Below are 16,404 nucleotides of genomic sequence, written 5' to 3'. Positions count from 1 at the left end.
TTAACATGGTAGACTGAACATTATTTTCCACTTAAGATAGAGTTATTCTTTTGAGGATACATGAACGGAGTAAGAGGCGGGCGGTGCAAGAATGAAAGGGAATTTGAAGCTGAGAAATTTGCAGGACTCTACTTTTTTGCGGAAATTGTCCATTAAGCATCGTTTGTTAATCGCTTTTCTGATCACCTCTCTATTGCCTGTCGTCTTTGTTGCTCTTTATTCAAATATTAGCTACGAGAAGTCCATTTCGGAGAAACTAAGCACGTCCACTCTGCAAGTGCTAGCCGGCTCTGCTATAAATGCTTCACGAGAGCTTGAGCAATACGAGACGCTAAGTGAATCAATTATTATCAACAGCCTCATTCAGAACGGGCTCCAGCATGTGAGCAGCATGACTGATTTCGAGAAATATGGTTTGCAGACGAATATTAAAGACGCACTGGGAGAGCAAGTGTTTCGGCTTAGCAATATTTCCAATGTAGTCATTCTCGCCAATGATGAACAAGCTTTTTTTGATTTGGGCTTCGAATGGTACCCTCATAATCAGCTGAACGACGCCCTTCAAGGAATAGCGGAGACGGCCGGCAACATTAAATGGACGCACCTGCAATCCAATCGAGGCTCGAACAAAATTGCGCTCAGCCGCATCATTTACTCGCAAGATAATCTTAACCAAAGCTTAGGCTACCTTATTATCGTAATCGACGAGAAGGTCTTCTCGCGCAACACCTTTGAGCATGTAGATCTGGGGAAAGGCGGAAGGCTTTATATTACGGATAATAGGGGCATAGTCGTGTCTTCGGTATCTCCGTCCATTCCCCAGGGGCAGTTGTACGAGCAACAGGAAGTGTTCAACACCTTAATGTCCAATGCTTCGGACCGCACCTTTTATGCGAATATCGATGGGAAAAGAGTGCTCGTAGGCAGTAGCTATATTCGGTCGGCAGATTGGTATATGATCGGACTCATTCCTCACTCGTATATTATTTCGGAGCTTGCTGTTATTAGAGAAAACATCATTTATATCTGCTTGCTCATTCTTCTATTGGCAGGATTGCTAGCCATGTGGATTTATCGCAGCATTAATAGGCCTATGCGTGACCTACTTCAATATGCAAAACAGATCAAGCTGGGAAAATTAGAAACGAGGCTTGGCGCCACCCACCCCGATGAAATGGGAAAGCTGTCCGAGACGATCGATCAGATGGTGGACCGGCTCAAAAGGCTGATCTACCAGGTGGAGGAAGAGCAGCAGGCGAAGAGGGATGCGGAGCTGAAGATGCTCCAAGCGCAGATCAACCCTCATTTTTTATTCAATACGTTAAACTCCTTGAAATGGAGCGCGATGATGAGCGGCAACGAAAACGTGGAGCAGGGAATCGCGTCATTGTCGGAATTGCTCCGCAATACGATTTTGGACACAGAGGAAATGATTACCTTAGAGAAGGAACTGGACAATGTATTGCATTACGCAGTCATCCAACGAATTAGGTACGGCGACTCGTTCAAGCTAGTATGCAGCATGAATGATGACCAGTTGTATCGCTGCCTTGTTCCGCGATTCATTTTGCAGCCTATTGTGGAAAATTCGATTCTCCATGCGGGAAGCGGGGAGGGGCGGAGAGTGCAGATCGCTGTGAATGGCTCGATTAGCGATGGCATGCTTTTGCTCAAAATTTCGGATGATGGAAAAGGCTTTGATATGGCAAAGGTGCAGCAGCGGAAGTATTCCCACGATAAGCTTTCGGGAATTGGGATGAGCAACGTGGATGAAAGGATACGCCTTCATGTCGGAAAGCAGTACGGGATCGAAACTTGGAGTGAGCCGGATATCGGGACGGAAACCTTAATCAGATTGCCAATGACGATGAAAGAAGGGTAAAGACATGTACAAAGTGATTATCGTAGATGATGAGATGATCGTTCGCCATGCAGTCAAAACCATCATCAAATGGGAGGATAGCCGGTTTGAGTATGCGGGATCCGCTGCGAGCGGCGTCTCGGCGCTTGAATTGGTGCGGAGAACGAATGCGGATATTGTGATCACAGATATCAAAATGGCGGAAATGGATGGCCTTAAGCTCATCAAATCCCTAATGGCGGGCGGATTTAAAGGCGAAGTCCTCGTGCTTAGCAATTATAACGATTTTGAACTTGTCCGAGAGGCGCTCAAATGCGGAGCCCACGATTATATGCTTAAGCTCACGTTGAAGACGGAAACGTTTATGCATACCCTCGAAGAAATCGCGGTTAAGCTGGATGGGAAGAAGATTCATGCTGCGGCCCCCATAGCTATTAATGACCATGCAAACGGAGAGATTGAACGGCTGTATGATTTGTTGAAAAATTATGAGCAAGGCGAAGCGGGCCATATCCATCTAACTGCTTTCAATCAAGAACAGCAGAGAGCGGCAGCTATGCTGGATGGATCATGCTGTTATACGTTCAATTTCTATTTGCAAGAGGGGGAGCTCCATCCTAATCAGACGATAGATTTCCATGAAACGCTAGAAAAGCTTGCCGAGGGGCTTTTTCCGAAGAAGCTATTTTTATTTGTGTTTTATACGCAGCCGAACCGTTACACTCTCATTACGGCGACACCTTTTGTGCAAAATATCGTTGACCCTGAAGAGATTGCCCAGCGTATGACTAAGCTTTCGGAAATGTATTATGGGCTGGCTGTTAATGTGATTTATGCTCAAGTCGCGGCATCCCTTGAAAGCCTTATAGAGCAAATGTACAGGAATAGGCAGGCAGAGGAGCTCAGGTTCTATGCTGCCTATAAAGAAGGCTACCATTCAAATACGAAGCTTGCCGTTGATACGGATGAAGGGTTTCGCGCAGCGGAAACGAAGCTGAAAGAGAGCCTGCGCGGCTTCGGCGGGAGCGCCATTGAGCTTTGGGTGGAAAGCGCTTTTGTCTTGATTGAATCTGCAGCGAAGCATGGCGTCCATTCAAAGTCGCTTAAGCGAATTTTAGGAGGCGGCATTTGGGGGTTGTCTAACTTGATCGCGCAGCAGAAGGAAACGCCGTGGAACGAGAAATGCTGGATAGAGAAAATCGAAGCGGCGGACTCGGATTCCAGCTTAAAGCTTCTCATTAAAGAAATGTCGGATGAGCTATTGGGCTCCATCGGGAAAGGCCCCCAAATCTCGGCGCTGCGCGAGGAAATTCGACAAGCCTTGGCGTATTTGGAACAACATTATGCCGACCGAGTGTCCATCTCGGATGTTGCCTCTTACGTAGCGCTGTCAGAGCCGTATCTTTGTCAAATCTTCAAAGCAGAGACAGGGAGCAGCATTCTTACGCGGTTAAATGAAATACGAATGAACAAAGCCTACGAGCTGTTATTATCCGGAAAGTACCTGGTAAAGCAGGTTGCAATTGAGGTAGGCATTCCAGATCCCTTTTATTTCAACCGTTTGTTTCGAAAGCGCTTTGGCAGCGCCCCCAAAAATGTCATTGGCGTTTCTCCAAGGTAAAAGAAATCATAAGATCGTACAGGTAAGGGATGAGATTAATAAGAATCGGATAGGCTCGTTCATTCAGTTCCGGAGCAGGCTTAAAATTCTCCATCATCATCCGCTCTTTTGTTCATTTGGTAATGCCCCCGGTGAACTTATAATAAAGCTCATCACAAACGAAAGGGGTCACTAAATCCATGAGAAAAAAGAATTGGTTTACGGCTGCATCAGCCGCTATTCTGTTGACCACGATGTTAGCTGGCTGTGGATCAAGCAACAACGCAAATAATGAGCCTTCGCCGACATCCCCGACTGCACCGGCAGCAACGGAGGCAGCCACCGCTGCTCCGTCGGAGAGCACTGCGCCAGAGAAGCAAACGTTTGATAACCCGGAGCTGGACGTTGCTGTTTTCCAAGGCGGCTATGGCAGGGAATTCTGGGACAGCGTCGCTGAGGAATTCATGAAGGATTACCCAGGAACGAAAATCAGCATTACGGCCAGCCCCAAAATCGCTGAGCTGGTTCGTCCGAAAATCGTTGCCGGCAACCCGCCGGATTTCATGTACATTGCCGGCAGTGACAATACGCCTCTTGTGAATGGCCTGATTAAAGACAAAGCACTGCTTGATCTGACGGCCGTATTTGATGAATTAACGCCGGAGGGTACTCCGCTAAAGGATAAAATTCTCGATGGCGTGCTGAATTCCCGGGCTACGGCACCATATGATGATGGCAAAGTTTATTTGGCGCCTTACAACTTTGGCGTTATGGGCTTGTGGTACAACAAAGCGTTATTCGATGCCAAAGGGATTACGCCGCCAAAAACATGGGATGATTTCTTTGCCGCAAATGCGGCAGCCAAAGAGAACGGACGCGCGCTCTTTACTTACCAAGGGATTTATCCTGGCTATTTGGAAGAAATGATCGTGCCTGCCATTTATGGGGCGGGAGGACAAGACGCATTGAAGCAATTTTTCGACTTCGATCCTGAGTTTTGGAAGAGCGATACGTTCAAGCAGGTGTGGGCCCTTGTTGAGAAGCTTGCGACAGAGGATAATGCCCTGATGAATGGAACGGTTGCGCTTAACCACACCCAATCGCAGACGGCGTTCCTTCAAGGGAAATCGATGTTTATTCCTAACGGCAGCTGGTTCGAGGATGAAATGAAGGATGCGCCTCGTGAGGATGGGTTTAAATTCGGTTATCTAGGCGTTCCATCGTTCGGAGCGGATGCTCCGGTATCAGCCCTGACCAGCGTAGAGACCGTCATGATTCCCGCCAAAGCCAAAAATCCTGAGCTTGCCAAAGCCTTCCTCAAGTATCTGTACACGGATAAGGTTATTAAGCTCAATGGCGAGAAGGCCAAAGCGGTGATGGCGGTTAAAGGCGCGCCGGATCTAGTGAAGGAGTACATTACGGAGACAACGTATAACGTGTATAAAGCGGCGGATGACGGCATGATCGCAGTAAACGGCAACTTTATGCCTGTAGCGAAAGGCAGCAAATACAACCCTAGTGATGAAGTGTATAAGCCATTCTCCTCGATTATGAGCAAGCAAATGACCTTGGAGCAGTACAGTGAAAAGCTTTATAAAGTATATTCGGAAATTAAGAAGGAATTGGATGCTGCTGGAGCACAGTAACCTGTTTTGGAATCATAGTCATAAAGGTGATTAAGAAGCAGTTGAAAAGCAGGATGAGCGGTGGGGTTTACCTCCATCTCATTCTGCTTTTTTTGTTGCGGGCTTTTTTTTTGCGAGGAACCTGAAAATCCTCTATGTAGATCGTCCATTTTGTTCATTTGGTGAATTCTAATGTGAATCTATAATAAGGAGCAACTGGCGGCGCAACGCACACACTTGAAGCGATTGGTTTTACTGTCTCATTCCATGATCGGCTTGCTCCAGAATGGAGAGGGGGTGATAGGCATCTACCCGGAACTGGCACCAAACCATAGGGTAAGAGAGGTGATATGTATTCAAGCTAACGGCAGGTTAAAGGAAAGCTAGCGATTTTCCAACTTAATGAGAAGTTCAAACAAGTTTGGAGGGAGCAATAACATGAAAAAGCATTTTTTAAGTGTATTAGCTTTGCTAGTTTTATGTTCCACTATATTTGTAATCGGGCCAGCGCCTGCAAGCGCGGCAAATACGACCTATTACGTTGATTCTGCTGCCGGAAACGATACGAACAGCGGGACCTCAACCAGTGCCGCATGGAAAACCTTAACGAAGGTGAATGCAACGACGTTCCAGCCAGGCGACCAAATTCTGTTCAAATCAGGCGGAGTATGGAACGGCCAGCTATGGCCGAAAGGCTCAGGAGATGCGAATGCCCCCATTAAAATTGATAAGTACGGAGGAACCGCTCGTCCCATTATTAATGGCGGAGGAACCCAGCGCGATTACCAAGCGACAGGCGCCGTTATGCTGCGGAACCAGCAGTACTGGGAGATCAGCAACCTCGAAGTGACGAATGACGATAACTTTAACGTAGATTTGGTTACGACTACGTATGCAAGCAGCAAGCCTTCCAACATTCGAGACGGCATTCTGATCGTGCTGGACACGAATCAAGTGGCAGCGGGCGGAGACACCATCATGGACCATATTTATATTCATGACAACTATGTGCATGACGTGGATAGCCCGAACGAATGGCCAAATTTATATGGAAACGCTTCCTTTAACGGCGGCATTATGTTTTATGTCATTGGAGCGTTAAAGGCCAATATGACCTTCAACGACGTCCGGATCGAGAACAATACGATTGAGAAGGTTGATTTGCTTGCGATTGCCAACTTCAATTACACGACAACCACGGCATTCCAAGATGAGATTGGGCCTAATAATTTGTGGCAAACGAATATTTATATCGGCCACAATTATATGCGCAACATTGGGCAAGGGGCTATCGATGTTTGTGATGCGAAGGATGCGATTGTAGAGTACAACGTTGTCGACGGCTGGTCGAAACGCTACAATGCTGAGAGCGCAGGCATCTATCCTTGGAAATCCCAAAACGTCACGTTCCAGAACAACGAGGTTTATGGCGGTCCCACGACAACAGGTGCCAATAATGGAGATGGAACGGCCTTCGATTTTGATTCCCCCAACAGCAATATCGTCTATCAATTCAACTATACCCACAACAATCCAATGGGGTGGATGTCCTACCTCGGCAGAAGCAGCAACAATATTGCCAGATATAACATCAGTGACGATAATGCCGCATACCTGATTAAGTTCGGCTGGTTCGATGTCGACACTTCGGCCACCTATTTCCTGAACAATGTATTTATTTATAACGGCGGCGTAACGAAATTCACGAATTCCAACGCTAACCTTGCCTCTACTTATTTTAAAAGTGTGCCTTACTATTTTTACAATAACGTCTTCTATGACAAAAATACGCCTTCCTCCAGCTTCTGGCCGAGCAGCTCGGGCAGCTACGGTACGGCGGTATTCAGAAACAATGCATTCTATGTCACCACAGGCAGCCATGCCGCTGGAGAACCGAATGATCCGGCGAAGGTCATCGCGCCACCGCAAATGGTGAACCCGGGACAAACGCCGACGCTAGGGGCTAATGGCTTTAAAAGCGGCGCTACCGTTTGGGATGGCTACAAGCTGCAAGCCACTTCCCCATTAATAAATGCAGGATACAATGTGCCGCAGCTGGGGACCAAGGATTTTTATGGCAACTCCTTATTTAACGGCGCTGCTCCGGATATCGGCGCATTCGAATCCGCGGTAATCGGCGGAGGAAGCGGCGGGCCGACATCGGTGACTGTAGGCGGAACGGTTACGGCTAGCTCGACAAGCAGCCCTGCGGGAGAAGAGAAGGAGAAAGCGTTCGATGCCAACACCTCTACGAAATGGTTAATTACAACGGGAAACGGCTGGATTCAGTATCAATTTGTAACCGGCGTTACGCATAAAGTAACCTCGTATGCGATTACGTCGGCCAACGATGTGCCGGCCAGAGACCCTAAAAATTGGACGCTTCAAGGCTCCAACAATGGCACGAGCTGGACGACGCTTGATACGCGAACGAATGAAGCATTTGCCAGCCGATTCTTAACCCAAACGTATACCTTCACGAACACGACTGCTTACGCGTATTACCGATTGAACGTGACCGCCAATAGCGGCGGTGCAGCACAGCTGCAGCTTGCTGAAATCGCTTTGTTTACGTAATGAGCAAGGAAACGCCGCCGCCTGGCTTCAGACGGCGGCTTCTGCCGTTCACGCTTGGCGCTTCATCGATAGAACCTGTACGATTTTATGATTCGGCAGGCGGAGATGCCAGGAATGTCATGGTTTTCTCCATAAACATCTTCGCTTTTGTTCATTTGGCAATGCCCTCCGCGAATATATAATTAGCTCATCACAGACATCCGTGCTGCATGAAGCCGGCAAGAATCCGTGCAGCATGTGCGGCAGAGGGAAGGAACGATGACGATGGCCATGACCATGAGAACAAAAAGATCGCTTTTTATCATTGCCTGTTTATTACCGGGCCTGGCGTTATTCTGCTTATTTAAAGTGTATCCCACGTTTCAGATTTTTCAGAAGTCGCTGTACCTTTGGACGGGACTAAGCGATAAGCCCAAATTTATCGGTTTCAAAAATTTTGTTGACCTTTTCCAGGATGAGACCTTTCTTCTGTCCATGCGCAATACGGGCTTTCTTATGCTGGTCGTGCCAGTCGTGACGATTATTGTTGCTTTGATTAATGCATCCGTCCTAACGCAATCGAAATTAAAGGAACGCGGATTTTATCGTACCGTTTTCTTTTTTCCTAGCATTTTGTCGTTCGTTGTCATTGCGATTTTATGGTCCTTCATCTATCACCCGACGATGGGATTTGTGAACTCTGGCTTAGACATCCTTGGGCTTGGCGAATGGGCAAAGCCTTGGCTTGGAGACCAGCGAACGGTTCTCTGGGCACTGGCTATCACCCTCATATGGCAGGCTGCCGGATATTATATGGTGATGTATATGGCAGGCATCGACAGCATTTCACCCGAGCTTTATGAAGCAGCTAATTTGGATGGAGCCACCCGGATACAGCAATTTTTCAACATTACGATTCCGCTGCTCTGGGAAATCATTCGCGTTACGATTATTTTCAGCATTAACGGCGTCCTAAGCATTAGCTTTATCATCGTCTCGATCATGACGGGGGGCGGTCCAGACCGGCACTCAGAGGTCGTTATGACCTACTTGTATTCCCAAGCGTTCACCAACTCGAATTTCGGTTATGCCATGGCTATAGGCGTTGTTGTGTTCATTATTTCGATGCTGCTTGCCTTTATAAGCAATAAGCTTACGGAAAAGGGGGCGCATTAAGATGTCCACTCGAGCATCCCTCATGGGAAGAACCGCGCTTCGCCTCTTCCTTCTCGTACAGGCCGTTTTGGTCGTATATCCGCTCTTATGGAATGTACTGGCCTCCTTTAAGACCAATGCAGAGGTCATGGAAAGCCCGTGGAAGCTGCCAACGAGCATCCATTGGAACAATTACGTTCAGGCATTCTCAACGGCAAGAATCGGAGACTATATGGTCAATTCGGTCATCATCGTTTTGTTATCGATGGCAGTTCTCCTGTTTGCGGCGGTTCCCTCTGCCTATGTATTGGGGCGGATGAAGTTCCGCGGCCGCGGATTTATATCGCAATTTTATATGGCGGGACTCTTTATCGGGGGCGTCTATATTATTGTTCCGCTGTTTATTTTCATGAATGATTTGCATATGCTCGATAATCGCTTTTGGTTAAGCGCGGTCTATGCAACAGGCAGCCTGCCTTTTTCGGTCTATTTGCTTACCGGATTCATGAAGTCGATTCCGCTCGATTACGAGGAAGCTGCCATGATAGATGGCTGCGGCTATTTCGGCATATTGCTGCGCATTATTGTGCCTATGGCACGGCCAGGCATTATTACGCTTATCGTATTTAGCTTCTTTGATTTTTGGAATGAATACGTTCTAGCGATGACCTTTATTACAAGCGACAGCAAGAAGACAATTCCGGTGGGCTTGTCTAACCTCATGCAAATCCAGCAATTCGCTACCGATTGGGGCTCTTTATTTGCCGGATTAGTCATTGTGCTTGCGCCAACCATCCTCGTATATGCTTTGCTGCAGAAAAAACTGACCGAAGGCATGTCGCTGGGCGGAGTAAAGGGATAGTTCGGTATGGCTTAATTTCACAATCAGGAAGGGTGGATATCGTTTGGCGACTTTTAAAGTGCAAGGGGATCAATTCATGTACGAAGGCGCGCCTGTGCGCCTGCTCTCGGGAGCGATCCATTATTTCCGGGTCGTTCCAGAATATTGGACGGATAGGCTGCTAAAGCTGAAGGCTTGCGGATTGAATGCCGTTGAGACCTATGTGCCTTGGAACATCCATGAGCCTCGCAAAGGGGAGTTTCACTTTGCAGGCCAGAATGATCTGGAAAGCTTTGTTAGGCTAGCGGGCGAATTAGGATTGCACGTCATTGTCAGGCCTAGCCCTTATATTTGCGCGGAATGGGAATTTGGCGGATTGCCGGCATGGCTGCTTGAGGATGCCAATCTGCGATTGCGATGTTATGATGAGAGTTATTTGAAGCATGTAGATGAATATTTTGACGAGCTGCTTCCGCGTTTGAAGCCGCTGCTATGTACGAATGGAGGCCCGGTTATTGCCCTTCAGATCGAGAATGAATATGGGAGCTATGGGAATGACAAGCGGTATCTTTCCTATATTCGCGACGCAATGGTGGGCAAGGGAATGGATGTTTTGCTCTTCACCTCGGATGGGCCGGAAGACCATATGCTGCAAGGCGGTATGATTGACGGCGTGCTCGCCACGGTTAACTTTGGCTCAAAGCCGACAGAGGCCTTTCATAAGCTTCGCGAATATCAGGCGGATGGACCGCTTATGTGTATGGAGTTCTGGAATGGCTGGTTTGACCATTGGATGGAAAGCCATCAAACTAGGCCGCCCTCGGAGGTAGCAGAGGCTTTGGATGAAATGCTGGGCGCAGGCGCCTCGGTCAATTTCTATATGTTTCATGGGGGAACGAACTTTGGTTTCTATAACGGTGCCAACCATGTTCATCAATATGAGCCTACGACAAACAGTTACGATTATGACACGCTCCTTAATGAGTCGGGAGAGCCCACGCCTAAGTTTTATGCAGTGCGGGAAGTGCTTGAGAAGCATGTCCAGCTGCCAGCTTTGCAATTGCCAGAGCCCATAGCCAAACGAGCCTATGGAAGAGTAGTGATGAAGCTGCAAGCAAGCTTATTCGAGCAGCTAGATGCCCTCTCGGAGCCAGTCTTGCGGGCTTGCCCGGAGCCAATGGAGAAGCTGGGCCAATCGCAGGGGTATATTCTTTATTCCACATTTGTCAGAGGCCCGAGATCCGAGGCACAGCTGACGCTTCAAGAAGTAAGAGACAGGGCTTTGGTTTTTGTCGACGGTGAGCATAGGGGCGTCATTGAACGTTGGTCGCCTCGTACCTTGCCAATAACCGTACCGGAACAAGGTGTTCGTTTGGACATTTTGGTCGAAAATATGGGCCGTATTAATTATGGGCCATATCTCCGTGATCCCAAAGGAATTACGGAGGGGGTAAGGCTGGATAACCAATTTTTATACGGCTGGACCATGTATCCGCTGCCATTAAGCAGCTTAATCGAGCTGGTGTTTACGGAAGTACAAGGGGAAGAGAAGCCGTCGAATTCCCACCCTGTTTTTTACAAAGGGATGCTTGAGATAGATCAGCCCGCGGATACCTTCATCACCCTTGAAGGCTGGACCAAGGGGAATGTCTTCATTAATGGCGTTCATTTGGGCAGGTATTGGGAAGTAGGACCAACCAAAACATTGTATATTCCCGCGCCTTTGTTGCGAGCTGGAGTAAATGAGTTCATCGTATTCGAGCTTCACGGCACTGCCGAAGCCGTCGTAACGTTAACCGATCAAGCAGATTTAGGCGCATAAATAGTTAAGGAGGTTAGAGAATGAGTGTTTCGGTTATTGAAGCGGCGCTTGTCGCTCCATCATCCCGGCAGCTGGCTTGGCAAGAAATCGAGTTTTACGGATTCATCCACTTTACGGTTAATACGTTTACGGATAGGGAATGGGGGACGGGTGAGGAGTCGCCCCTGCTCTTTCATCCGACGGAGCTGGACGCAGCGCAGTGGGTAGCCGCATGCAAAAGCGCAGGGATGAAAGCCGTTATTCTGACTTGCAAGCATCATGACGGCTTCTGTTTATGGCCAAGCGAATGGACGGATCATTCGGTAAAGAGCAGCCCTTGGAGAAGCGGCGAAGGTGATTTAGTAAGGGAAGTATCCGACGCTTGCCATGAGGCCGGACTGAAATTCGGCATTTACGTATCCCCATGGGATCGTCATGAACGATGCTATGGCGATTCCGAACGATACAACACCTTCTTTCTGAATCAATTGCATGAGCTGTTAACAGGATACGGAGAGCTGTTTTGCGTATGGTTCGATGGCGCATGCGGCGAAGGACCGAACGGCAAGCGGCAAGTCTATGACTGGGATGCCTATTACAGCTTGATTCGCAAGCATCAGCCTCACGCGGTTATTTCGGTTTGCGGTCCTGATGTAAGGTGGTGCGGCAATGAAGCCGGTCATACAAGGAAAGTGGAATGGAGTGTCGTACCCGCAACTCTGCAGGATAACGAGAAGATACAAGCTAATTCGCAGCAGTTAGAAGGCGACGAGTTCTCAAAGCGCATCGGGTCGGATGAAGAGGATTTGGGAAGCCGTCAAGTGCTGGCTAAAGCAGAACGCGTCGTTTGGTATCCGGCAGAGGTGAATACTTCCATACGCCCTGGTTGGTTTTATCATGAAAATGAAGATGCCTCGGTTAAATCAACGGAGGAGCTTGTCGATCTCTATGAGCGAACGGTAGGCGGCAACTCTACCTTTCTGCTAAATCTTCCACCTGACAGGCGAGGTCTTATTCACGAGAATGATGAGCAGCGAATGCGAGAGCTTGGAGAACGGTTAGGAAGAATGTATCGCACAAATACAGCTGCCGGTTCACGGGTGGTTGCCTCTGTTTGCAAGAGTGATGAGCATGAGGGTGCCCGAATAACGGATGGTCTCAAAGAGACGTATTGGCGCCCCTCTGCCGGCATTGAACAAGCTTGGCTAGAGGTAGAGCTGGGCGGCAAGCAAATGATAGACCGCATTGTGCTCAAAGAATATTTGCCGGAAGGCCAGCGCATTGAGAAGTTTCATTTAGAGTGGTTTGACGGAGAAAAGTGGCAAACCTTCTACGAAGGAAATGTGATTGGATACAAGAAGATTTGCCGCTTCGAGCCGATTGAAACCGAACGTCTCCGCATTCAAATTACCGAGTCTAGATGGTATCCGACAGTAAGCGAATGTAGCGTCTACTGGACGCAGATGGAGGAGAAACATGAACCGGACCGTGGCTAACCAATCGATGGGTACCGGTGTCAAGCATCGGCGTGCATTAATCGTTGCGGCTGTTGGAATAGTAGCGGTTGCTGCCCTATTGGCGGCAGCCTTTTTGCCGTCTCATTCTAAGGGGAACGCAGTCATCATGGAGGTCGGCGGGTTACCCGTCACGCACAACGAATTTCTGCTTTATATGAGCAAGGAAAAAGGCGAGGTCACCAACTATTTTAATGTCACTTATGGGGCAGAGGACAGCAAACACTATTGGACGGAAACATTTGGCGATGAGCGTCCGATTGATAGGCTGAAGGAACAAGCGATGGATGAGGCTGTAAAAGGAAAAACCTTGCAGCTGCTAGCTATGGAGAAAGGGCTCATTGAAGACAGTTCTTTTCAGAGCTTTGTGATGAATTGGGAGCAAAATAATGAAGGCAGAGCCAAAAGCTTGGAAAAGGGAGAAGCTATTTTTGGGCTAGGAGAGTATGAGCTTAGCCAATACTATTTCTACTCCTTAAGCAATGTAAGGCTTGATCTCGAGAAAAAGCTTGGAGAGGGTGAATTGAAGGTTTCAGAACAAGAGGTTAGCGAGAGCTACCGCACGCATGAAGCAGAGTTTGAGAATCAAACGCAAATCACCTTCGATGAATTTTCTATCCCGTATAGTGATGGAGATAGAGCAGAAGTTCTCGAAAGCATAAATCTAGCCTTAAAGAGCCTCGATTCGGGAGCCGAATTCTCGGAGGTAGCAAAGGAATACAGCAAGGATGGCATCCGCAAGAGCTCCATCATTCTGAATGATCAACAATCGCCGCTAAAAGCAGACTTCATGCTGCAGCAAGCGGCTAAACCATTAAAGGTTGGCGAGCATTCTTCCGTTATCGATACGAGCACCAGCTTTACGATTATTCGGCTGATTGAGAAAAAGGAAGGCTATGCTGTGCCGCTTGCAAGCGTGGAGTCGCAGCTTCAAAGCGAGGTGCTTGCGAATAAGTTTAATCGCTATTTGGAGGAGAAGGCCAAAGACGTTACGGTCAAAGTCAATCCAAGCGCGTATGGCCGCTTGAAGGCAACAGGAGGATAGCTGGACTAAGGGTACGATTTTTCCCTTGAGAAATAATTGTAAAAGAGGTTCTTTCAGACGTGCTATATTTTTAAAAAATAGCGGCAGCCATGGATTAATGCATTTGCATCCATGGCTGTTTTTGTTCAGAAACCATATACCGCATTTCCCCGATCATGCAATAATTCGCGTGCTTAAACAAGGTTTATTCCTCGTTTTTGCGACCTTCAGCCTTTAATCGTAGGAAAAGACTTAAATTGAAGTGTACACCCCTGGAGTGCGGCAGTTAAACTGGGGTTGCCGGAATGGACGGAGTAGGGTTGGCGCTAGCGATCAGGCCTGCCCTATTCTTCCGGAAGAATGACTAAACTAAAGGGGAACACAGGATGACCAAATTGAAAGTTGGAATCATCGGAGTTGGGGAAGTTGCCCAGCTTATTCATTTGCCGATTCTGGAATCGTTGCCAGAGCTTTACGAGCTCGCTGCATTCTGTGATATTTCGCAGCAGTTGCTCGCCAAGATGGGAGAGAAGTATCGGGTTACGAATTTGTATACGAGCGCCGAAGAGATGCTGAAATGGGCAGAGCTCGATGCCGTCCTAGTATTGAATAATATGGAATACCATACCGAATGCGTCGTTGCGGCGCTGCGAAGAAACATTCATGTGTTCGTCGAAAAGCCGATGTGCATGACTGAAGCCGAAGTTCACGAAATCATTCGGGAGCGGGATGCCTCGGACGCTCAGGTCATGGTCGGCTATATGAGAAGGTTTGCGCCGGCTTACCTGCGGGCCTTGGAAGAAGTCCGGGGGCTGGGGCCGATCAATTACGCACGGGTGCGCGGCATCATCGGGCCTAACGCTTTCTTCACGGGACAGTCGGGGATCCATGCTTACCGCTTCGACGATATTCCTGCCGAGGCAGCACAGGATCGCAAGGAAAGGCATGTCCGGCTTATGAAGGAAGCCGTCGGTGAGGCTTCCGCAGAGGAGTATGCCTCGTACGCTCTCTTGCTGGGCTTGAACAGCCATGATATATCCGCCATGCGCGAGATGCTCGGCGTCCCCCGCAGCGTGAAGGCGGCTGCAGCGACGCAGGGCGGCCGATTCAAAACCGCGATTCTCGAGTTCGACGGATATAACGTGCTGTTCGAGACAGGCATGGATCGACAAGGGAGGTTCGATGCCCACATTGAGGTATTTGGGGAAAGCAAATCGGTGCTTGTACAATACGATACCCCGTATCTGCGGCAATTGCCGACGACGCTTCACATTCGCGAGACGATTGGAGAGGCATTGGAGGAAACGGTAATCCGTCCGACCTACAAGGACGCTTATACGTGCGAGTTGGAGTACTTCTATCAGGTAGCCGCCAACGGATTGCCCCCCAAGACGACGCCGGAAGATTATGGTCAGGATCTCAAAATATTCGAAATGATGATTAAAGCCATGAAATAGGGAAATGACCGAGTGGACTCGAAAGGTCGCTTGGGGGCGTGGCTCCTTGCCGTTCGAGCGGGAGGGCGCGGCGCAACTGCTGGAACGAGAGTCCGATATTAGCGGCGAGTTGGAAACCGCCTGGTAAATATAATCGAAGGAGGCTGCAAATTGAAGCACAAATTTGCTGTTCAGCTGTACACGCTGCGCAAGGAATGCGAGCAGGATTTTCCCGCGACACTAAGAAAGCTCGGCCGCATGGGCTGGGCCGGAGTCGAAACGGCAGGTTTGCACGGCTTTGCGGCAGAAACGATTGCCGAAGTGTTGAGGGAAGCTGGATTGAAGGTGGCGGGCATGCATATTTCCGTCGAGCGTCTCCGCTCTGATGCGGAGAATGTCAAAGCCGAGGCGACGCTGCTGGGGACGAAACGTCTGATCTGTCCATCCGTACCCCACGAGTGGCGTAATGAGCAGGGGTATATCAAGTTGCGGGCTGAGCTGAACGCGGCGGCTTCGGAGCTGCGGGCTGATGGCTTCACGGTCGGATTCCATAACCATGCCTTCGAGTTCGAGACTACCGTCGGCGGAATGGACGCACTGTCCTACTTGATCGAGCCGACCGCTGATAATGCCGTGCTGGCGGAAATTGATGTATACTGGATAAAAAAAGCGGGATACGATCCGGCGGCGTTTATCGTGCCGTACAGCGGCCGTATGCCGACGGTTCATCTGAAGGATATGTCCGGCGATGGGCGCGGCGTCTATGCCGAAATCGGGACGGGCATTATCGACTTCGCGCCGCTTCTCCTGTGGGGCGAGAATAACGGCGTCGAATGGTATGTCGTCGAACAGGATATGTGCGAGGGCGACCCATTGGACAGCGTAGGGCACAGCCTGGAGCACCTGTACGAGCTGGTGGACCGGTTGGAGCACGGGGCGTAAAAAATCCGCGAAGGACTGGCGCATGCCAGTCTTTTCGCCATTGTTGGGT

Annotated in this window: 11 protein-coding genes; all 11 read left to right on the top strand. The window is 48.9% G+C overall.

Translation table 11 applies throughout. The features are described 5' to 3' along the window. The first annotated feature begins 91 nt into the window (after window positions 1-91). The 11 genes from FJQ58_RS11710 (at window position 92) to FJQ58_RS11660 (ending at window position 16,355) form a co-directional block, all read left to right on the top strand. Window positions 92-1,882 (top strand): cache domain-containing sensor histidine kinase, encoded by a 1,791-nt coding sequence (locus FJQ58_RS11710; RefSeq protein ID WP_238403997.1) that lies wholly within the window; start codon window positions 92-94, stop codon window positions 1,880-1,882. Window positions 1,883-1,886: 4 nt separating this feature from the next. Continuing rightward, window positions 1,887-3,482, top strand: coding sequence for a response regulator transcription factor (locus tag FJQ58_RS11705; protein WP_139993509.1), 1,596 nt, complete (start codon window positions 1,887-1,889; stop codon window positions 3,480-3,482). A gap of 179 nt (window positions 3,483-3,661) precedes the next feature. Beyond that, window positions 3,662-5,107: a carbohydrate ABC transporter substrate-binding protein gene (locus FJQ58_RS11700; protein WP_139993507.1), complete on the top strand. Its 1,446-nt coding sequence runs from the start codon at window positions 3,662-3,664 to the stop codon at window positions 5,105-5,107. 417 nt (window positions 5,108-5,524) lie between these two features. Continuing rightward, on the top strand, window positions 5,525-7,663 hold the full coding sequence (locus FJQ58_RS11695) for a discoidin domain-containing protein (RefSeq protein ID WP_139993505.1): 2,139 nt from the start codon (window positions 5,525-5,527) through the stop codon (window positions 7,661-7,663). A gap of 258 nt (window positions 7,664-7,921) precedes the next feature. Then, window positions 7,922-8,818 (top strand): carbohydrate ABC transporter permease, encoded by an 897-nt coding sequence (locus FJQ58_RS11690; RefSeq protein ID WP_238403995.1) that lies wholly within the window; start codon window positions 7,922-7,924, stop codon window positions 8,816-8,818. Between the two features lies 1 nt (window position 8,819). Continuing rightward, window positions 8,820-9,659 carry a carbohydrate ABC transporter permease gene (locus FJQ58_RS11685; RefSeq protein ID WP_139993504.1) on the top strand — a complete coding sequence of 280 codons (840 nt, stop codon included), beginning with the start codon at window positions 8,820-8,822 and terminating at the stop codon, window positions 9,657-9,659. A gap of 43 nt (window positions 9,660-9,702) precedes the next feature. Continuing rightward, a complete protein-coding gene (locus FJQ58_RS11680) occupies window positions 9,703-11,460 on the top strand; it encodes a glycoside hydrolase family 35 protein (protein ID WP_139993502.1) in 1,758 nt (585 codons plus the stop codon). Window positions 11,461-11,480: 20 nt separating this feature from the next. Then, the gene (locus FJQ58_RS11675) at window positions 11,481-12,935 is read left to right on the top strand and encodes an alpha-L-fucosidase (RefSeq protein ID WP_139993500.1); all 1,455 of its coding nucleotides are present in this window, start codon (window positions 11,481-11,483) and stop codon (window positions 12,933-12,935) included. Beyond that, entirely contained in the window at window positions 12,916-13,998 is a 1,083-nt protein-coding gene (locus FJQ58_RS11670) for a peptidylprolyl isomerase (RefSeq protein WP_139993498.1), read from the top strand. Before FJQ58_RS11675 ends, FJQ58_RS11670 begins: the two co-directional genes overlap by 20 nt. A gap of 365 nt (window positions 13,999-14,363) precedes the next feature. Further along, window positions 14,364-15,434 carry a Gfo/Idh/MocA family protein gene (locus FJQ58_RS11665; RefSeq protein WP_139993496.1) on the top strand — a complete coding sequence of 357 codons (1,071 nt, stop codon included), beginning with the start codon at window positions 14,364-14,366 and terminating at the stop codon, window positions 15,432-15,434. Window positions 15,435-15,584: 150 nt separating this feature from the next. Further along, the gene (locus FJQ58_RS11660; RefSeq protein ID WP_139993494.1) at window positions 15,585-16,355 is read left to right on the top strand and encodes a sugar phosphate isomerase/epimerase family protein; all 771 of its coding nucleotides are present in this window, start codon (window positions 15,585-15,587) and stop codon (window positions 16,353-16,355) included. The last annotated feature ends 49 nt before the right edge of the window (window positions 16,356-16,404 follow it).

The sequence above is a fragment of the Paenibacillus paridis genome, from assembly GCF_006345825.1.
Taxonomy (GTDB): Bacteria; Bacillota; Bacilli; order Paenibacillales; family Paenibacillaceae; genus Pristimantibacillus; species Pristimantibacillus paridis.
The sequence above is the reverse complement of the archived record's forward strand: the minus strand, read 5'-3'. Positions and strand labels throughout refer to the sequence as shown.